This is a genomic window from Gracilimonas sp. BCB1 (assembly GCF_040117685.2).
Lineage (GTDB): Bacteria > Bacteroidota > Rhodothermia > Balneolales > Balneolaceae > Gracilimonas.
Genome location: NZ_JBEDYP020000014.1, coordinates 28,658 through 49,036, shown reverse-complemented (window position 1 = coordinate 49,036; position 20,379 = coordinate 28,658). Strand labels below are relative to the sequence as shown.

The following is a 20,379-nucleotide window of genomic DNA, read 5'->3' as shown; positions in this document are numbered from 1 at the left end:
ACACTCGCTTAAAACCAATATATCATGAGCAACAACAAAGAAAAACGCGACTACAAATTTGAAACTCTGCAGCTGCACGCAGGCCAAGAACCCGATCCCACAACCGGATCAAGAGCCGTGCCGATTTATCAAACCACTTCGTATAATTTTGATAATACCGAGCACGCTGCCAACCTATTTGCCCTCCGTGAATTCGGAAATATCTATACCCGAATCATGAACCCTACCAATGATGTTTTTGAAAACCGGGTGGCTGCCCTCGAAGGTGGAGTGGCCGCATTGGCAACAGCCTCAGGACAGGCTGCCCAGTTTCTGGCTATTTCCAATCTGGCTCAGGCGGGCGATAACATCGTTTCAACCCAAAACCTGTATGGCGGAACCTATAACCAGTTCAAAGTAGCCCTGCCCAGATTAGGGATCGATGTTCGTTTTGCGGAAAAAGATTCTATCGAAGCATACGCTAAACATATCGATGAAAACACAAAAGCCATGTACGTGGAGTCCATTGGGAATCCGCGCGGTAACGTAGCCGATTTTGAGGGACTTTCGGCCCTGGCCAAAGAAAATAATATCCCACTTGTGGTAGATAATACATTCGGCGCGGGCGGAGCCCTCGTTCAGCCTCTTAAACACGGAGCTAATGTGGTAACCGCATCAGCTACCAAGTGGATTGGCGGACACGGGACTTCCATCGGCGGGGTGATTGTAGACGGTGGAAACTTCAACTGGGGCAATGGAAAATTCCCCGCATTCAGTGAACCCTCTCCTTCCTATCACGGACTTAATTTCTGGGAAGTATTCGGTGAAGACGGCCCTTTTGGCAACATCGCTTTTGCCATTCGTGCCCGGGTTGAAGGACTTCGCGATTTTGGCCCAGCCCAATCTCCGTTTAACAGTTTTCTGCTTTTGCAGGGACTGGAAACACTGTCTTTACGGGTTGAAAGACACAACGAAAATGCTCTGAAATTGGCCCACTGGCTTAAAGATCATGACGCCGTTGAGTGGATCAGCTTTACCGGCCTGCCCGAGCATGATTATCACGAGCGCGCAAAAAAATATCTGAAAGAAGGTCACTTCGGTTCGGTATTCACCTTTGGTGTAAAAGGCGGGTATGATGCTGCGCGAGAATTCATCGAAAACGTACAGCTGTCCAGTCATCTTGCCAATGTGGGTGATGCCAAAACCCTGGTTATCCATCCTGCCTCAACCACTCATCAGCAGCTCACGGAAACGGAGCAGCAGTCGAGCGGTGTGAAAGGCGATTTAATTCGTGTATCGGTAGGAATCGAGCACATCGATGATATCATCGAAGACTTCGAGAAAGCATTCGCAAAAATTAAAGTGGCCGTGTAACCACGATTAGTACTCCTTTGCAGGTTCGGTGGAAATCCGGGCCTGCTTTTAAACTATAATTAATCCGGAAAAGCCATTCAAAAGATTTGACCGGCTGAACAAATATGAACAAGAACATCAAAATTACGACCCTTAATAAAAGCTGGACAACAGAGTCAGGTTACACATTTAGTAAAGTAGATATTGCCTGGAAAAGTTGGGGCACTCTTAATAAGAGCAGGGATAATGTAATCCTAATATGTCACGCCCTCACCGGCCATGCTGCAGCTGATGAATGGTTTAGCGGATTATTTGCTGAAGGGGGCATTCTTGATCCGGAAAAGCAATTCATTCTGTGCATAAATATCCCGGGCAGTTGCTATGGCTCTACCGGCCCGGCCTCCATCAACCCTGAAACCAATGAACCCTGGCAAACGAATTTTCCCGACATCACCATCCGTGATATTGTTGGCTTTCAACAATTATTACTTGATGAATTGGGAATTCAGGGAATTGAGCTTGTAATTGGCGGATCTCTGGGAGGAATGACAGCGCTGGAATTCGCTATCATCGACGATCGGGTGGAAGCAGCGGCCTTATTTGCAATGGGAAAAGCTCATTCCCCCTGGGCTATCGGGATTAGCGAGGCGCAACGTCTTGCCATTTATGCTGATGAAAACTGGAATAACGGATTTTATGATCCCAAGAGTCCGCCCACTAAAGGACTTGCCGCCGCCCGAGCCATGGCGATGATCACCTACCGTACACCCGGCAACTATACTCAAAAGTTTGGGCGGGAGATCCATCCGGAGAAAAAACTGTATCAGGTTGAGTCGTACCTTAATTATCAGGGAGAAAAACTGGCCGGGCGGTTTGATGCGAATTCTTACATCACCCTTACTAAAGCGATGGACTCTCACGATGTATCCAGAGGTCGGGGGAGATTTGAAGAGGTTCTGGGTAACCTGCATAAACCGGTACTGGTTGTGGGCTTTGAAAGCGACTTGCTGTATCCGTTTAAAGAGCAGCAAGAGCTTGCAGAATTGCTCCCCAACAGCCGTCTTGCAGAACTGAAGTCTCCTTATGGTCACGATGCCTTCCTGATCGAATTTAACCAATTGAACACGGAACTATATTCATTTTATCACTCACTCAACGAAGTACAATCATGACGCTCACACTCAAGAAATCATCTATCGACTCTCATCAAGAACTTTCAGTAAAAAGAAAACACATAAACCTTTTTATCGCAGGTACAGGCGCAGTTGGAGGTACACTAACCCAACTCGTCAGCCAGTTGGATCACTCACTTTATGAGCTGAATATAATCGGAGTTTGCAACAGCAAATTCACTCAATGGAATCCTGATGTTGATCAGTTACTAAATGAAAACCGGCTGACTGAGGGAACCCCTACCGACTGGGATACAATCCCTGATAAACTAATAAACAACAGCAAGGGAAATCTGGTTTTTGTTGATGCTACTGGAAGCGAAATTGTTGCCCGACAATACCAAAATCTACTGGATCACGGAGTGCACATTGCTACGCCCAGTAAGCGAGCCAATTCATTCGGGCAGGATTATTTTGACGGGCTGATTAAAGCGAACAACTCGGGTCGGGCACAATACCGGTACGAAACTGCTGTAGGTGCCGGACTTCCTGTGATCAGCACCCTCAAAACTTTGCTGAACAGTGGAGATGAAATCACGAAAATCACCGGGGTCGCTTCCGGAACCATGACTTACCTGTTCACTCAATTACAGAACGGTGTTCCATTCAGTGAGGCTGTAAAAAAAGCTAAGGAAGGAGGTTATTCCGAACCGGACCCGCGTGATGACCTTTCCGGTGAGGACGTGGCCCGCAAATTCCTGATCCTGGCGCGCACAAGCGGTTATAAGTTTGAACGGGACCAAATCCGTGTTGACACCCTTGTACCTGAAAAGCTGATTTCTCTGTCAGCGGAAGAGTTTCTGGATCAACTTCCTGAATATGATGGTCACTGGAAAAGCCGGAATGCACAAGCTATGGTCAATAACCAAAAGCTGCGATATATAGGTACTTTTACACCTGAAGGCATCAATGTTGGAATAGAGGAAGTTAAGGGAGATTCCCCTCTTGGCGGATTGAAGGGAACGGATAATCTCATTCAGATTTACACCAAGCGATATAATTCTTCTCCCATTATTGTGCAGGGTCCCGGGGCCGGACGGGAAGTAACCGCTGCCGGTGTTTTAGGAGATATTATCGATATTGCTGAGGTTATTTTAGACTAATTCATTTTGACTTCCAATCAGATCTGACTTATAGTAGGTGAAACCTAACAGTTTCTACCTATGAAATTTTTGATTCTAGTCCTTGTTTTTTTGTTATCAGCAAACAATTCCTTCTCCCAGGAACGCCAACTTCCTCGTGATCTTGGCATTAAACCCGGAATTTTAACACCGGGACCATTAAATGCCATCACTGATGTTGAAGGTGTGCAGGTTGGACACAAAACGATTATGGAGGGTGATAATATCCGAACCGGGGTGACCATGATTTTGCCTCATGATGGAGACCTGTTCAGAAGCCGGGTTCCTGCAGCTGTTTACGTAGGCAATGGATTCGGAAAAGCATTAGGCTTTACACAAATCCGGGAATTGGGCGAGATCGAAACTCCCGTCGGACTTACCAATACGCTGAGTATTCATACGGTGGCTAATGGTATAACAGATTATATATTGCGACAGCCTGGCAATGAAAATGTGCGCTCGGTTAATCCTGTGGTGGGTGAAACCAATGATGGCTGGCTGAATGATATCCGCGGGAGGCACGTAACCATTAATGATGTTTTTGAAGCTATTGAGAATGCACAACCCGGCCCGGTTGAAGAGGGAAGCGTGGGTGCCGGAACCGGGACTTCTGCACTCGGTTTTAAAGGAGGAATTGGAACCTCATCCCGTCAGCTGCCTTCAAAATTTGGCGGATATACGGTGGGTGTATTGGTTCAGTCAAACTTTGGAGGGGTATTAACCATTAATGGTGCTCCGGTGGGGGAAGAACTTGAAAATCATTACTTGTCGGGACAGGTACCTTATGATGTCGATGGTTCAGTAATGATCATCGTTGCTACCGATGCCCCACTCCTTTCAAGAAACCTGGAGCGGCTGGCTAAGCGAGCATTCCTTGGGATATCCCGCGTGGGTGGTTTTGCCTCTAATGGCAGCGGGGATTACGTGATTGCCTTTTCAACTAATGAGGGTGTCCGAATAGAAACCGGAGAGACCGGCCCCACCCAAAACTACAAGGAACTTAAGAATGCGGCCACCACCCCTCTTTTTCTTGCAGCTGTTGAGGCAACTGAAGAAGCCATCCTGAACTCTCTGTTTAAGGCGACCACGGTAACAGGAGACCGCGGCCATATCCAACAGGCACTTCCCATACCGCAGGTTTTGGAGATCATGGAAAAGTATAACCTGCTGGAACCATGACATACGTTCTGATGTATTTATAGGTAATCATTGTTTTAAGCAATGGCTTAAAGTACATTCTATCGTTTACTTTTTATATAAACCTTTTGAAATGCCTGGCTTTTTCAAGAAAAATATATTCAACTGTGTTATCCTGTCCGCGGTTATTTTATTTGTGGCGTTTCCGATTCTTCAAGCCAACGGGCAGCCTTCACAGTCAATCACAATACAGGGGCGGGTATTAGATAAAGAGAATGGCTCACCTATGGCATCCGCTCATGTTTATATTTCACAAACCAAAGTAGGCACAACTACCGATAGCAATGGAGAATTCACCTTCTCCACAAAAATTAGTGGAGAAAAAACCCTGGTTGTCAGTTTTTTAGGATTTAGAACAAATGCCAGAACCATTGATCTTGAAGCTGAAAATACTCCGTTGTTTTTTGTTATTGAAATGGAACCGAATCAATTTGATTTGGACCAGATAAATGTATCTACATCAAATAAAGAGTGGCTGAATAACTTCGGGAAGTTCAGACGATATTTTATAGGTGATGATAACCTGGCTCAGCAAACATCCATTGAGAATCCCTGGGCTATAAGTTTTGAAATCGACAAGAGTGATAATCTTGTGGCTACCGCTTCACAGCCACTTATTGTCAAGAATGGTGCTCTTGGATATGAGGTTGAAATAGATCTGGTCAATTTCACTCTGCACCAAAACGGAGAAACCAGCTCGTACACCTACTATTCCAGCTTTAAGGAAATGACGGAGGAAAGAAGGTCCGCAACCAATACCTGGAACAGAAACCGCGAACGTGCTTACAGAGGATCCTTCGAGCATTTTCTCATCAGTTTATACAACGACGAATTGAGGACTAATGACTTTGAAGTCGTTTATATGGGGAGCTATGACCCCTTTAGCATTAAAGAGTTTATTATAACTTCCCCGGATGAAAACATGGAGAATGAGCAGGGTGTAAAAGTATTTCGCCTTCAGGACCCTGTTGACGTTTTATATGGGGATAAGAAACAATAACTTCCACCAGAGAGAACGATCCCGGATTACTCCCATTACCGAGGTTGGTGTTTTTATAGTAACCGAAGACGGGAAACTGAAAAACCCAAAGTCATTACGCCTCGACGGAGTTTGGGCCTCGCACCTGATCGCAAATCTTTTACCTATAGAATACTATAAGTAGTATCGTTTTCGGGTCAGTTTTAGCTCAAAAAATTCTGCCAGAAAAGCTATCCCACAAGTAGTCTTCCACGCTCTCCCACACCACTGAAATTCCCTTTCATTTTCCGCACTGAATAGTCTTCAACCCGGCAAAGAACGTATTCAGCTCATATATATACAAGATATGTTCGGCTTTTAAAAAAGTTGCTTCAATAGTCAAAAAACCCACACAGGCACTGATTTAACTTTCTGAGGGAAAGCTCTTGACACAAAGTGGTACTTTAGGGTACATTGTGGGGTGAAGTGGGAGATAGTGGGGACTGCTCTCCTTTTGATCTAATTTAAGCAATCTAAAACACGCAGGGATATCGTGCCAAGTTTTAAAGGACAATACGAGCATAGTATAGATGCCAAAGGCCGCGTAGCCTTCCCTGCCAAGTTACGCAAATCTTTAAGCCCCGCCGCACAAGAACGCTTCACTATTGTCCGCGGACAGGAACCTTGTCTTTATTTATATCCCGAAGATGAGTGGTCGAACGTGGAAGAAAAACTGTCGCGCATTAATAACTTCACAAAAAAAGGCCGCCTGGCTAAACGAAACTTCCTGCGCTATGCAGAAGACGTATCTCTTGATAAGCAAAACCGGATCGCCCTTCCCTCCGACCTTACAGAGTATGCAGAAATAAACGGGAAGGCTGTATTTCTCGGAATGGGTGAATATATAGAGGTATGGGATCCGGAGAAACTGGCCGAGGTTGATGAAGCACTGGATGACGGTGCGTTTGAAGAGATTTTTGAACAAGTGATGGGAGATGAACCGGAAACCGATGGTGCCTGAGATGACGACATATCACCAACATATCCCGGTTTTACTTAATGAATCGGTGGAAGGACTTATCACCGACAAGGATGGCCTATATATAGATGGTACACTTGGCGGTGGTGGCCATTCCAAAGAAATTTTAAAACATCTTGGTGAAAACGGACGGCTATACGGCATCGACCAGGACGATGAGGCACTGGAAGCTGCTTCATCCAATATTGGCGATGACCCTCGTTTTACCCCCATAAAAGGCAATTTTGGCTACCTGTCCACCCTTCTACCTCCCCAAACCCACGGACAGGTAGCCGGAATCCTTTTGGATTTAGGAGTTTCAACCCACCAGATTAAAGAAGCAGAACGAGGATTCAGTTTTCAGGAAGACGGCCCGCTCGATATGCGAATGGGAAATCTTTCCGGTGTTTCTGCTTACCAGGTGGTCAATGAATATGAATACGAAAAGCTGCGCGATGTCATCTTCCATTATGGTGAAGAAAAACAAAGCCGGCAAATAGCCCGGGCTATTATCGAAAAACGCCCGATCGAAACAACCGGTGAGCTTCGTGATGTGGTTTCATCCGTTGTAAACAAACGTTTTGAAGTGAAATCACTGGCCCGCGTATTTCAGGGTATCCGCATTGAGGTGAACCGCGAGCTTGATATGCTTAAGCGGGTGATGGAAGAAGCGCTGGACGTGTTGAAGCCCGGCGGACGTATTGTAGCTATTTCGTACCACTCTCTCGAAGACCGCATTGTAAAACGCTTTTTTAAAGCCGGCAACTTCGAAGGTAAAGTGGAAAAAGACTTTTATGGAAACCCGATATCCCCCATAAAGCCTGTTAATAAGCAGGTTATTACCCCCAATAAAGAAGAGGTTTCCGTAAATCCGGCTTCCCGAAGCGCTAAACTTCGGATCGCCGAGAAGACTGAAGGAGGCGACTCATGATCGTGCAATCCCCACTTAAAAAGCATGACATTCGTCCCAACCTTCGTAAAGTATCTCTGCCCGACAACAAAACTTCCTCCCCAAAACAAAGTCGGACAAAGCATACTGCAAAAGCGAACTCCAAAATTGGCCTCCCCAAGGTCAAACCCTGGAAGGTGATTGTAGGAAGTATCATCATCGGGGCACTGGGTTTGCTATATCTTACCCATGTATTCTCAACCCAGCGGCTGTTAGATGAAGTTCAGACGCTGGAGGCGGAATACAATCGGGCACGGGCTCAGTACGATGAGCTCAAACTTCGGTACGACCGCATGATCGGTCCGGCCGAGATATACCGTAAAGCCGAAGAACAAGGATTCGTAAACGGCGGCCCGGCAGATAAAGTCATCATCATAAAAGAGGATTAGACGGATGGATGAACGCACTGCCATATTAAGCCGAATGTTTATCATTCTTGGGTTGATACTCCTCATCCCATGCGCTTTAGGATTTCAGCTTATTCGCATAAACTATGTGGAAGGTGATGAGTTACGTGAACTCTGGAGCAAGCAAGCTGTGGACCAGATCCCTATTCCCGCTCAACGCGGCAATATCTATGATGCCAACGGCACTCTGCTTGCGACCAACGCCGTAGATTACAAGCTGGCTTTTGATCCTAAAGTAACGGTAAACGGGAAAGCCGGAGTACCTAAAGAACAGGTTGATAAACTGATTACCAAACTATCTGCTTTAACCAGGAAAAATGCTTCTTATTACCGAACAAAAATAAATTCAGCGCCTGCCCGCTCCCGGTATATCGTTCTTGAAACCAACCTGTCGGTTTTAGCAAAAGATCAGATTAAAGCGTTGGATATTGATGGTGTAATTCTGGAAGAAAACTACCGGCGTAAATATACTTTCGGAACGCTTGCGGCTCACACCTTAGGATTTGTAAATCATGAGACCAATGGCCGAATTGGACTGGAAGCCTATTATAATGAAGAATTAAAAGGAGAAGACGGTGTACGTCAGGTACGTCGCGATCCTTTTAACCGTATTTTCGAATATGTAGGAGCTCCTAAAAAACTTCCCCGCAACGGATATTCACTGCATACCACCATTGATGCTTACCTTCAGGCCATTTTGGAAGATGAGCTTAAAGCCGGTGTGGATAAGCATCTGGCTAATTACGGAACGGGCATCATCCTGGATCCTAAAACCGGGGCTATTAAAGCATTGGCGAACTACCCTACTTTTGACCCTAACTACCCGGGAAGTAACGACGAAGAAAATCGCAGGAATTTCGCTATTTCTGATATGATTGAGCCCGGCTCCACATTCAAACTGGTTACAGCCATTGCGGCTGTAGAACAGGGCGTAGTTGATTTCAATGAAGTTTTTGAGACGCCTGATGACGGTGAAGTGGTAATCCATGATCTTGTATTGCGCGACCATGACCCTCTGGGTGATCTTACTTTTGAAGAAGTTATTCAAAAGTCATCAAACGTGGCTACCGCTGAAATAGCCATGCGAATGGATAAGGAGGTATTTTACCAATATGCCCGTAACATGGGCTTTGGATCAAGTACCAACATCGACCTGATTGGTGAAGTGGAAGGAAGGCTGGCAAAACCTTATGAATGGAGTTTGGTGACGCTGCCCTGGATGTCGCACGGATATGAAATCCAAACCACTCCTCTGCAGATAGCTCAGGCTTATGCTGCTTTTGCGAACAACGGAAAAATGATGCGCCCTTACCTGGTAGAGCGAATCGAAGATAAGAACGGTGAGGTTGTTACTGCCCATGAATCGGAGGAAATCCGCCAAATTGCCAAAGAATCTACCTTAGAGAAGCTTTATCCGATTTTTGAAAGCGTTGTGGCCGACTCAGGAACCGGCGACCTTGCCCAGGTAAAAGGCCTTCGGATTGCCGGAAAAACAGGAACCGCCAAAAAGGTGGTTAACGGCCGCTACACCAATAATTACCGGGGCTCATTTGTGGGATTCTTCCCTGTTGACGACCCGCAGTATGTATGCCTGATTCTTCTGGATGAACCCCGAACCAGTGGTTATGGAGGGTTTACCGCCGCACCCATTTTCCAAAATGTGGCCAAGCGAATTGCCGGACTCGATAATAACATCCAGCAGAATATGAAAGTCGGTGAAGAGCAAAATCCGGAGTTTGTACAGGTTCCGTTTTTGAAAGGACTTAAGAAAAAACAAGCTATTGAGTTACTTGCCGGGTTGAACATCCCTTATGAGGTAAATGGAAAAGCCGGGTATATCACGAATCAAACTCCTGAAGCAGGCACTCAAATTAACATTGGGAAAGAAATTTCTTTAACACTGTCGGAAACTTATACAGCTATTGACAGTGCAAAAGTAAAAGACGGATATGCTGAGATTCCCGACCTGATTGGCATGAATATGCGTCAGGCTACCAACCTGCTTACCGAGCTTGGGCTCGAAACCGAGATCATTGGTTCAGGAACTGTATTTGCACAGTATCCCAAAAAGGGTGAACTCCTTAGAAAAGGATACAACGTGACGATTCGCGGTAAAGCGAAATCACTGGAATTACTCACTCAAATAAAAAAGCGATAATTGACGATAGATAAGCTCATAGAAATTTGTAATCCTCTGCACGTCACAAACAAAGATTTTGATGGTGAGATAACTACATTCGCCATCAATTCCCGTGATGTACAGAAAGGTTCTGTCTTTATCGCAATTAGAGGCACACAGGTTGACGGGCATATGTTTTTGGAAGATGCCATCGGCCGTGGTGCCAAAGTCATTATCTGTGAGGAATCTTATTACACGGATGCCGATGTATGTGTGATTGAAGTTGAAAACACACAGAAACTGGCCGGACCTATTGGTCAGGCTTTTGCCGGGAATCCGGCTAAGCAGCTCAAAGTGATCGGCATAACAGGAACTAATGGAAAGACGACTACCGCAACCCTGGTTTATCAGGTTTTATGTGCCTGTGGTGAAAAAGCCTCTTTATTAGGAACGGTAAGCAAGAGAATTCTTGAAGAAGTACTCGACAGCAAGCTTACCACTTCCGATCCTATTGAACTGGCCAACGACATGAAGACCATGGTAGAAGCCGGGTCTGAATACCTGGTTATGGAAGTTTCATCCCATGCATTAGATCAGGACCGGGTGGCCGGAATTGATTTTGAAGTAGCTGCTTTCACGAACCTGAGCCAGGATCACCTTGATTACCATGAGACGCTGGGTGAATACGCGAAGGCGAAAAAGATTTTATTCGACAATCTTCCCGAGTCATCAACAGCTGTAATTAATGCGGATGATGTGCAGGGCGAGTTTATGCTGAAAAATTGCAAAGCAGGAAAATCATTACTCAGCTTTGATAAAGATTCATCCCATATCCTGAAGAATTCTTCGGATGGAATTACAATTGTCGTAAACGGCGAGAAAATTGAAAGTCCGCTTATCGGAACTTTCAATGCCTATAATGTGGGCGAAGCATTCCTAATTTGCCGCGCACTTGGGCTGGATGCCAAAGAAATAGCTGCAGCACTGAGTAACGCCAAGGGTGCAGCCGGACGTATGGAGCCTGTAACCGTTGAAGGAGAACTTCTCCCCAAGGTAATTGTGGATTACGCCCACACGCCCGATGCCCTCGAAAATGTTTGCTCTACTCTTGCTTCGGTAAAAGAAGCCGACCAAACGCTGACGGTTGTTTTCGGTGCCGGCGGAGATCGTGACTCGAGCAAGCGCCCGAAGATGGCCAAAGCAGCAGCTGCCTTTGCCGACAAGATTATCGTAACCAGCGACAATCCCCGCACAGAAAATCCCGACTTAATCATTGCAGATATTCTGGACGGATTTGAAGAACTGGGTAACGTAAAGAGTATTACCGATCGAAAAGAAGCGATTCAACAGGCGATCGCAGATGCTTCTGAACATGAAATTATCCTGATTGCCGGTAAAGGCCATGAGGATTATCAGGAAGTAGATGGTGAGCGTCATCACTTTGATGACTGTGAAATCGCCCGGGAAGCATTAACTCAAAAAGCCGGGGGAGGAAACTGATGCTGCACGAACTCTTTACCTGGCTTGATGCTACCTACGACGTTCCGGGAACCGGAGCTGTAGCTTTTATTTCAACACGAACAGCACTGGCTGCCGTTACTTCTTTATTGATCAGTCTGTTTATCGGAAAGAAAATCATTCACTGGCTCAGTCACCTGCAGCTTCGCGAAGTAATTCGGGATGACATTGGGCTCGACAGCCACCTCGCCAAAGGCGAAACACCAACTATGGGTGGTGTAATCATTATCCTGGCGATTGTAATCCCGGCTTTATTATGGATGAAGATGGAAAGCATCTACAGCTGGTTGATTGTATTCGTTGTACTGGCTTTGGGAATCGTAGGATTTATCGATGATTACATCAAAGTGGTCAAAAAAGATAAAAGCGGACTGGCCGGGTGGTTTAAAATAGCCGGACAGGTATTTGTCGGGCTTGTTGTAGGAGCCGTACTGTACTTCCATCCCGATTTCGAGACTTTTAATTCCCTTTCAACCGTTCCATTCCTGAAGAATGTAAATATTGACTACGCCTACTTCGGTGAAACCTTAGGCTGGATGATTTATTTGGGCGTAGCTGTTTTTGTGATAACAGCCGTAAGTAACGCCACCAATTTAACAGACGGTTTGGATGGCCTGGCTGCGGGAACCTCCGCCATTTGCGGAATTGTGTTTGCCATCTTTGCTTATGTATCCGGCCGGGTCGATTTTTCCGGCTTCCTCGATATTATGTATCTGCCCGGAGCCGGTGAACTCACCATTTTTGCAGCGTCCCTGATCGGAGCTTGTATTGGATTCTTGTGGTACAACACAAACCCGGCTTCGGTTTTTATGGGAGATACCGGTTCACTCGCACTGGGTGGCGCATTTGGAGCTGTGGCATTGATGCTGCATAAGGAACTTCTTCTCCCCTTCATTTGCGGAATCTTTTTTATTGAAACGCTTTCGGTCATCATTCAAACCACCTGGTTTAAGTACACCAAAAGAAAATATGGAGAAGGCCGGCGTGTTTTCCTGATGACGCCCATCCATCATCACTATGAAAAGAAAGGATGGCCTGAACAGAAAATTGTGGTTCGTTTCTGGATCATTACGGTTCTGCTGGGAATTCTAAGCCTGTTAACACTCAAAATCCGATGAGAAAAGTTAAGGATCGACATATCGTTGTGATTGGCGCTGCCCGTAGTGGTATAGCAGCTGCTCTCCTCCTTCATAAAAAGGGAGCGGATATTTTTGTGTCTGATTATGGGAAAATCTCTGACGAAGCCAGTGAAAAATTAGAAGCTGCCGGTATTCCTTTTGAAGAGAACGGCCATACAGATAAAGCCAAACAAGCTGAGTTTGTGGTTGTGAGCCCGGGAGTACCCACAGAATCCCCGATTATACAGTATTATCTGAATGAAGAAAAAGAGGTGTTCTCCGAAATTGAAGCAGCCAGCTGGTTTACTGATCAGAATGTAATTGCAGTAACGGGAAGCAACGGGAAAACCACGGTAGCCAATTGGTTAGATCATGTATGGAAAACCGCCAAGCGGCCACATGCCCTGGCCGGAAACATCGGCGTGGCCTTTTCCGATGAGATTGATAAGAATAAAGGTGATTTCCTGCTGGAAGTGAGCAGCTTTCAGCTCGATCACATCAAAGATTTTAAACCGGCAGTGAGTATGATTTTGAACATCACTCCGGATCACCTGAACCGCTACCAGCATAGCCTTGAAGCGTATGCAGCAGCGAAGTTCAGGATTACGGAAAATCAGACGGCCGATGACCGGTTCATCTTTAATTATGATGACCCCATCATCCAAAAGCATGTTGAACAGTTAAAGCAAAAGCAATCGGCTCCACAATTATGGGCGTTTTCCAACAAACGGGAAGTGCCAGAAGGAGCCTTTGTTCGCGACAATCATATCATCTTCAAATTCAACAATAAAGAAGAATCCCTTATGTCAGTAGAAGAAATAGGACTACGTGGCAAGCACAATCTAAGTAATGGACTTGCCACCGCATTGGCAGCCCGTGCGGCTGAGATCAAGAATGAGGCCATCCGCGAGAGCCTGAAAAGCTTCACCGGTGTTGAGCACCGGCTTGAACTGGCTCGAGAGGTTGAAGGCGTGAAATATATCAACGACAGTAAGGCGACCAATGTAAATGCGGTTTGGTTTGCTTTAGACAGTTTTCACGTACCGGTTACACTGGTTTTGGGGGGGCGTGACAAAGGAAATGATTACAGCGAACTGGAAGCACAGATTCGAGAGAAAGTTCACACCATTATCGCAATTGGTGAATCCAAAGACCGGGTGGAAGAGCAACTGGGGAAAGTAGCTCCCAACTTTGTTCGGGTAGAAACGATGGGCGGAGCCGTAAGGGCTGCAAAAAAAGTAGCCAAGCGAGGTGAAGTTGTACTTTTAAGCCCAGCCTGCGCCTCTTTTGATATGTTTGACAGCTACGAACACCGCGGCAAAATTTTCAAAGAAGAAGTAAACAAATTGTGAAAGAAGCAGAGTGCATAGTGACAGAGTTACAAAGTGGTATTAGTCAAAAAACCACTTTGTAACTCTGTCACTCCAACACTTTGTCACTTTAAATAAAACATGATATACACGAGTCCACATAGCAATATTTCCAACATCATCGGTACTTCTGCCGAGGATATCGATACGCGCAAGCAAGGCAGCGATCGGTACTTATTGATGTCGGTTGTGATCCTCATGACCTTCGGGATGCTGGCGGTGTATTCGTCTATCGCATTTTTTGCAGAAACCAAATCTACCACGGCCGGAACCTTGATTGTTGGTCACCTGGTGAAGCTGGGAATCGCATTCTTTGTAATGCTGATTGCCTCAAAGATGAATTATCACACCATTGCCAAGTTCAGCCGGGTTGGTATGGTTATCAGCTTGCTCCTTTTATTAGCTGTACTGGCATTCGGAACCGAGCAGTTTGGAGCTAAGCGCTGGCTGAATGTAGGCGGGTTTTCTTTTCAGCCATCCATGGTTGCTACGGTGGCTTTAATGGTCCACGTTTGTGTATTACTTAGTGAAAAGCAGGAATACATCAAAGATTTCAAAAAGACCTTCCTCCCCATCATGTTCTGGGTCACCTTAACATGCGGGCTTATAGGAATTGAGGATTTCAGTAGTGCGGCTATCTTGATGGGAATTTGTCTCGTAATCATGTTTGTGGGAAGAGTCAGCATAATACAGCTTGGCTCCCTGGTTGCTGTTGGCATTTTGGGCGGAGCCTTGTTGCTGGGGCAATCCACAAATCGTCAGGATCGAATTGAACAGTATTTAAATCAGATTAAAGAAATCCCGAGCGAACACATCATTCAGGGCAGCGGATACCAGGCTCAACAGGCTCATATAGCTATCGCCAAAGGGGAATTGATGGGTGTTGGGATTGGGAAAAGCTCACAACGTGACTTCCTTCCTGCTCCTTACAACGACTTTATCTTTGCCATCATCGCTGAAGAATATGGGCTGATTGGAGCCATGTCCCTCATATTCATTTTCACACTGATACTCTTCCGAGGCATTGTATTTATCGCCCGGAATGCGGAAGACCACCTGGGATCACTCCTGGCTGTGGCCTGTACATTAACCATCGTTTTTTATGGATTTGTGAACGCCGGGGTTGCCAGTGGCATTCTTCCGGTAACGGGACTCCCCATGCCCTTTGTGAGTTATGGCGGAACCAGCATGCTTTTTGCCGGACTAATGGTCGGCATCCTCCTCAACATCTCGAAACATAACCGGGACCGGAGGACCTTGTTCTATGGATAAAAACCCACGCATATTATTAGCAGCCGGCGGAACGGGCGGACATGTTTACCCCGCCATCGCCATCGCAGATGCTTTGAAAAATGAGAGGGCTGAAACGGAAATCCTATTCGTTGGAACCAAAGACCATATGGAATGGCAGGCGGTTCCAAAAGCAGGCTATGATATCCGGAATGTATGGATCAGCGGATTTCATCGTCGGTTCACCCTGAAGAATTTACTGTTCCCGGTGAAACTGATGACAAGTGTTATTCAAAGCCTGCGCATTTTATCAGGTTATAAACCACATGTGGTTGTTTCCTGCGGAGGATATGTAGCAGGTCCTGTTGGATGGGTAGCCGGTAAGAAAGGTATTCCCATTGTGATACAGGAGCAGAACAGCTTTCCTGGAGTCACAAACCGGCTATTGGCAAAGTTTGCCACAAAGATATTTACAGCCTTCAAAGAGGCCGATCGGTATCTCCCGGAGCATAAAACGGAGATTACCGGAAACCCAACCCGAGCCACATTAACCGGGGCTGATAAATCCAAAGCACTACAGTCTTTCGGGTTTGATGACAACAAACCGGTGCTATTGGTAATGGGTGGTAGCGGTGGAGCTAAAACCATCAATGAGGCGATGAAAGCCAATATTGAACAACTTCACAATAAAGCTGGCTTACAAATAATCTGGCAATGCGGAGCACGATACTATGATGAGCTCTCTACCGAAATCAACGAAAAGAACTTAGACAATCTGCGGCTCACGGCCTTCCTCGACAACATGGCGGAAGCGTATGCGGCCTCAGATTTGGTAATAAGCCGCGCCGGGGCAAGTTCGTGCTCGGAATTGATGCTAACGGGAAAACCAAGTGTATTGGTCCCCTCTCCTAATGTTGCAGGAGATCACCAGACACAAAACGCTAAATCAATGGTAGATGCAGGTGCATCCAAACTGTTGGAGGATAATGCTATGAAAGAGACCATGACTGAACTGGTGGAGCAATTGATCTACGACCAGGAAAACCTGAAGCGCATGAATCAGGCTGCATTAAATTTAGCAAAACCCGATGCCGCCAAGCTGATTGCCAAAGAAATTTTAGAAATCGCAAAATCCAAGTTATAAGAACGCAGTAGTGGAAAAACGCATCGAAACACAACCCGTATTTGGCCGCACTAAACATATCCACATGGTGGGTATAGGTGGCATTGGTATGAGCGGGATGGCCGAAATATTGTTGCAGCGCGGATATAAGGTATCCGGCTCAGACGGTGCAGTCACCGAAACCACCAAGCGGCTGCAGGAACTCGGCGCTACGGTTCACAAAGGCCATAAGGCGGAGTACATTGAAGGTGCTGATGTGGTTGTTTACACCAGTGCTGTTAAAGCTGATGAGAATGTAGAAACCAAAGCGGCAATTGAAGAGCGTATTCCGACCATTAAACGGGCGGAGATGCTGGCTGAACTCATGAAAATGAAGTTCGGGATTGGTGTAGCCGGAACTCATGGCAAGACTACAACCACTACTATGGTCGGCCATGTAACTCAGGATGGAAATTATGATCCCACCATCATTGTAGGCGGTAAGGTTCACAGTTTCGACAAAACCAACGCCGTGGTTGGTAAAGGAGATTTGATTGTAGTAGAGGCTGATGAATTTGACCGGACTTTTCTTCGCCTCTCTCCTTCTTTGGCCATCATTACGAATATTGAAGCCGAGCATCTCGACATCTATGATGACCTGGAAGATGTGAAGCAGGCATTTATTGATTATGCTAACAAAGTGCCTTTTTACGGAGCTGTGATTGTCTGCCTCGATGATCCGAATGTACGAAGCATTCTACCGGAATTAGAGAAACGGGTTATCACTTATGGACTAACACCTCAGGCTCAGCTTCGGGCGACCGATATCCGTTCTGATGCCTTTACCAGCACTTTTTCTGTGGTATGGGAAGATGAGAAAATCGGAGTTGTCACATTGAAAGCACCGGGCGAGCATAACGTAAAAAATGCGCTTGCAGCTATAGCAACCGGGCTGGAACTGGATATAGATTTTAAACTGATCAAAAAGGGTCTGGAGCGATACGAAGGAGTATTCCGTCGCTTCCAGCTGAAATATGACAACGGCTGTATGGTGATTGATGATTATGCTCATCACCCCACCGAAGTGCATGCAACCTTGCAGGCGGCCAATAAAGGTTGGCCTGATCGCCGTGTGGTTGCTGTTTTTCAGCCGCACTTGTACTCCCGTACTCAGGAATTATATAAGGAATTCGGTCTTTCGTTCTTTGATGCGGAAATGTTGATTGTGACCGATGTATATCCCTCCCGTGAGCAACCGATTGAAGGTGTAACCGGGAAACTGATTGCCGATACCGCCGAGCAGTATGGGCATAAGAATGTGATGTATGTGGAAGACAAAGAGAATGTCACCAAAACACTGAAAGAAATTGCAGAACCCGGTGACATTATTATCACCATGGGTGCCGGAGATATTTACCGCTTTGGGGAAGAGTTCGTGGAAGCATTGAAATCCGGAAAATTCAAACCAAAAGCCAAATAGTTGAGCAACCAAGGTTCAAATAAAAGCTTACTTCCGTGGATTACCACCGTTTTGATGGTAACCGGAATTGCTGTGCTTGCTGCACTCTACTGGAACCGGAATGTAACGGTTCAGGATGTACAGGTAAATAGTCTGTATTACACTGATTATGAGCAATTAAAGCAAGCAGCAGATATCCCTTTGGGAATTAAGCCGGACAGTTTGGACCTGAATGAAGTTGTTCAACGTGTGGAAAAACTCGACTACGTTCGCTCAGTGAAACCTTATATCGAACCCAGCGGAGATTTACGGCTTACAGTAGCCGAACGTCAGCCTATTGCGCTGTTGGTGAATGGGCCGGATCGTATGTATGTGGATGCCGAAGGCGTCCGCTTGCCCATATTGGATGGAAAAACGCAGGATGTTCCGCTTTTGTATGGATACAGTGCGACATCTGATGATACAATCAAGACAGAAGACTTTGCGCAGGTACGAGACTTTTTGATGCGAGCCAAAATCGATGGCTTTGGATGGACCACTATCAGCGAGGTGGTATATGATGAAACCGACGGCGTGGTAGCCTTAAGCCATGAAAATGGAGTGAAGCTGCTATTCGGCCGAAATGACTTTCAAACCAAACTGGAGAACTGGAAAGCTTTTTATACGGAAGTGATCCGAACTAAGGGCATACAAGCGATGCGACAAGTTGACCTCCGGTTTACAAATCAGGTGGTGACCCATGAAATTTGATTTCAATCACATATCGTTCGCCGATGTTCATGGATATTCTATGCTAAAAGAAGAATCGTCTAATCGTTCCGGCGCAGAGCGTACAGAACGAGGTGGACGAACGGAACAAGCAGAGCGGGCGGAAGGGGTAAAGCAGGCAGGAAGTCTTTTGAATACACTGCTAACGGAACCGGACAAAGGATTACTGAAGAAAGATTCTATCTCGGACTTTTATTCGGATTTGGCTTCGCCATCAACCAAAAGAAGAAACTTAGCAATCAACAAAAACACAGCGGATCGTCATGGAAGAACATGAAAACATCATGGTAGGTCTCGATATCGGGACTACCAAAATTTGCGCAATCGTAGCATCAATCGATGAACAGGAACGGATTCATATCCTCGGGGTGGGCAAAGCTCAAAGCGATGGGCTGAACCGTGGTGTGGTGGTAAACATCGATAAAACCGTAAATGCCATCAAGGATGCCATTGCACAGGCAGAACTGGCTTCCGGCATCCAGGTGAACTCGGTGAATGTAGGTATTGCCGGCGACCATATCCGCAGTATGCGAAGCAAAGGTGTGATCACCATCAACAACAAAGACAATGAAATTACAGCAAAAGATGTAGAGCGGCTTCTTGAAGATTGCCAGCGCATCATGCTTCCGACTGATCAGCAGATTCTCCACGTGATCCCGCAGGAGTTTGTGGTAGACGGTCAGGATGGAATCAGCGACCCGGTGGGAATGAGCGGCATGCGTATGGAAGCCGAAGTTCACATCATAACCGGACTGGTATCTGCGGCCAAAAACATCTATCGCTGTGTTGAACGCGCCGGATACCAGGTTGCCGACATCATTTTAGAACCGCTGGCATCCTCCTACTCCGTGTTGGATGAAGAGGAAAAAGAAGCCGGTGTGGTGCTGGTGGATATCGGAGGTGGAACGACTGACGTAGCCATCTTCCAGGATAATACGATCCGCCATACGGCAGTAATTGCTATAGCCGGGCAAAAAGTAACCGACGACATTCGCCTCGGGCTCAGCGTGCTTGACGATCAGGCCGAAACCCTGAAACGTAAGCACGGCGAAAGTTATGCTGATCTGATCGAAGAGGACGAAGTCATAACGGTACCCGGCATTGCGGGGCGTCCACCCAAAGAAATTACCAAAAGTATTCTCGCTAAGATTGTTCAGGCTCGGATGGAAGAGATCCTGGAAATCGTGGGAATTGAAATTAAACGCAGCGGATATGCTGATTCCATGAGTGCCGGTGTCGTGATTACAGGCGGCGGATCGCTTGTGAAGAATGTATGTCCCCTTGCGAACGAAATATTAGGACTGGATGCCAAAGTGGGAATTCCATTAGGCATCACAGGCGGACTGAAAGAAGAAGTGAACAGCCCGATTTACGCTACCGGCGTAGGTTTGGTGATGCATGCTCTTCGATCAGGCACAGCAAACAACCAAACGATGATGCCATCATCATCAAAAGGAACCAACGTGGAACAAGTGATGCAAAAAATCACCGACCGCATGAAAAGTTGGTTCAAAGAGCTTTAGAAGTAAAATCAGCAATCA

19 protein-coding genes are annotated in these 20,379 nt (G+C 46.2%); all 19 read left to right on the top strand.

Going from position 1 to position 20,379, the window contains the following annotated elements; genetic code table 11:
* Nucleotides 1-24: 24 nt before the first annotated feature.
* The 19 genes from ABFW99_RS10965 (at nucleotide 25) to ftsA (ending at nucleotide 20,361) form a co-directional block, all read left to right on the top strand.
* A complete protein-coding gene (locus tag ABFW99_RS10965; RefSeq protein WP_349354061.1) occupies nucleotides 25-1,353 on the top strand; it encodes an O-acetylhomoserine aminocarboxypropyltransferase/cysteine synthase family protein in 1,329 nt (442 codons plus the stop codon).
* A 104-nt stretch (nucleotides 1,354-1,457) separates the two neighbouring features.
* Nucleotides 1,458-2,504 carry a homoserine O-acetyltransferase MetX gene (gene metX, locus ABFW99_RS10960; RefSeq protein WP_349354060.1) on the top strand — a complete coding sequence of 349 codons (1,047 nt, stop codon included), beginning with the start codon at nucleotides 1,458-1,460 and terminating at the stop codon, nucleotides 2,502-2,504.
* Entirely contained in the window at nucleotides 2,501-3,607 is a 1,107-nt protein-coding gene (locus tag ABFW99_RS10955; protein ID WP_349354059.1) for a hypothetical protein, read from the top strand. Before metX ends, ABFW99_RS10955 begins: the two co-directional genes overlap by 4 nt.
* A gap of 60 nt (nucleotides 3,608-3,667) precedes the next feature.
* Nucleotides 3,668-4,804 carry a DmpA family aminopeptidase gene (locus ABFW99_RS10950; protein WP_349354058.1) on the top strand — a complete coding sequence of 379 codons (1,137 nt, stop codon included), beginning with the start codon at nucleotides 3,668-3,670 and terminating at the stop codon, nucleotides 4,802-4,804.
* 91 nt (nucleotides 4,805-4,895) lie between these two features.
* Nucleotides 4,896-5,822 (top strand): carboxypeptidase-like regulatory domain-containing protein, encoded by a 927-nt coding sequence (locus ABFW99_RS10945; RefSeq protein ID WP_349354057.1) that lies wholly within the window; start codon nucleotides 4,896-4,898, stop codon nucleotides 5,820-5,822.
* A complete protein-coding gene (locus ABFW99_RS10940; RefSeq protein ID WP_440707509.1) occupies nucleotides 5,803-5,985 on the top strand; it encodes a hypothetical protein in 183 nt (60 codons plus the stop codon). The genes ABFW99_RS10945 and ABFW99_RS10940 overlap by 20 nt, the downstream gene beginning before the upstream one ends.
* Before the next feature lie 348 nt (nucleotides 5,986-6,333).
* Nucleotides 6,334-6,801 (top strand): division/cell wall cluster transcriptional repressor MraZ, encoded by a 468-nt coding sequence (gene mraZ / locus ABFW99_RS10935; RefSeq protein ID WP_349354056.1) that lies wholly within the window; start codon nucleotides 6,334-6,336, stop codon nucleotides 6,799-6,801.
* Nucleotides 6,791-7,729: a 16S rRNA (cytosine(1402)-N(4))-methyltransferase RsmH gene (gene rsmH, locus ABFW99_RS10930; protein WP_349354232.1), complete on the top strand. Its 939-nt coding sequence runs from the start codon at nucleotides 6,791-6,793 to the stop codon at nucleotides 7,727-7,729. Before mraZ ends, rsmH begins: the two co-directional genes overlap by 11 nt.
* Nucleotides 7,726-8,136, top strand: coding sequence for a hypothetical protein (locus ABFW99_RS10925; RefSeq protein WP_349354055.1), 411 nt, complete (start codon nucleotides 7,726-7,728; stop codon nucleotides 8,134-8,136). The genes rsmH and ABFW99_RS10925 overlap by 4 nt, the downstream gene beginning before the upstream one ends.
* Before the next feature lie 4 nt (nucleotides 8,137-8,140).
* Nucleotides 8,141-10,312, top strand: a complete 2,172-nt coding sequence (locus ABFW99_RS10920) for a penicillin-binding transpeptidase domain-containing protein (protein WP_349354054.1) — start codon at nucleotides 8,141-8,143, stop codon at nucleotides 10,310-10,312.
* Nucleotides 10,313-11,773, top strand: coding sequence for a UDP-N-acetylmuramoyl-L-alanyl-D-glutamate--2,6-diaminopimelate ligase (locus tag ABFW99_RS10915; protein WP_349354053.1), 1,461 nt, complete (start codon nucleotides 10,313-10,315; stop codon nucleotides 11,771-11,773).
* Nucleotides 11,773-12,909 carry a phospho-N-acetylmuramoyl-pentapeptide-transferase gene (gene mraY, locus ABFW99_RS10910; protein WP_349354052.1) on the top strand — a complete coding sequence of 379 codons (1,137 nt, stop codon included), beginning with the start codon at nucleotides 11,773-11,775 and terminating at the stop codon, nucleotides 12,907-12,909. Before ABFW99_RS10915 ends, mraY begins: the two co-directional genes overlap by 1 nt.
* Nucleotides 12,906-14,261 carry a UDP-N-acetylmuramoyl-L-alanine--D-glutamate ligase gene (murD, locus tag ABFW99_RS10905; RefSeq protein WP_349354051.1) on the top strand — a complete coding sequence of 452 codons (1,356 nt, stop codon included), beginning with the start codon at nucleotides 12,906-12,908 and terminating at the stop codon, nucleotides 14,259-14,261. The genes mraY and murD overlap by 4 nt, the downstream gene beginning before the upstream one ends.
* Before the next feature lie 99 nt (nucleotides 14,262-14,360).
* On the top strand, nucleotides 14,361-15,551 hold the full coding sequence (locus ABFW99_RS10900) for an FtsW/RodA/SpoVE family cell cycle protein (RefSeq protein WP_349354050.1): 1,191 nt from the start codon (nucleotides 14,361-14,363) through the stop codon (nucleotides 15,549-15,551).
* On the top strand, nucleotides 15,544-16,653 hold the full coding sequence (murG, locus tag ABFW99_RS10895; RefSeq protein ID WP_349354049.1) for an undecaprenyldiphospho-muramoylpentapeptide beta-N-acetylglucosaminyltransferase: 1,110 nt from the start codon (nucleotides 15,544-15,546) through the stop codon (nucleotides 16,651-16,653). The genes ABFW99_RS10900 and murG overlap by 8 nt, the downstream gene beginning before the upstream one ends.
* Nucleotides 16,654-16,717: 64 nt before the next feature.
* Entirely contained in the window at nucleotides 16,718-18,091 is a 1,374-nt protein-coding gene (gene murC, locus ABFW99_RS10890) for a UDP-N-acetylmuramate--L-alanine ligase (protein ID WP_349354231.1), read from the top strand.
* Complete coding sequence (locus tag ABFW99_RS10885; protein ID WP_349354048.1) at nucleotides 18,092-18,820, top strand: cell division protein FtsQ/DivIB; 729 nt, start codon at nucleotides 18,092-18,094, stop codon at nucleotides 18,818-18,820. It begins immediately after the preceding gene.
* Entirely contained in the window at nucleotides 18,810-19,115 is a 306-nt protein-coding gene (locus ABFW99_RS10880) for a hypothetical protein (RefSeq protein ID WP_349354047.1), read from the top strand. The genes ABFW99_RS10885 and ABFW99_RS10880 overlap by 11 nt, the downstream gene beginning before the upstream one ends.
* The gene (gene ftsA / locus ABFW99_RS10875) at nucleotides 19,102-20,361 is read left to right on the top strand and encodes a cell division protein FtsA (RefSeq protein WP_255135317.1); all 1,260 of its coding nucleotides are present in this window, start codon (nucleotides 19,102-19,104) and stop codon (nucleotides 20,359-20,361) included. Before ABFW99_RS10880 ends, ftsA begins: the two co-directional genes overlap by 14 nt.
* Nucleotides 20,362-20,379 lie beyond the last annotated feature (18 nt).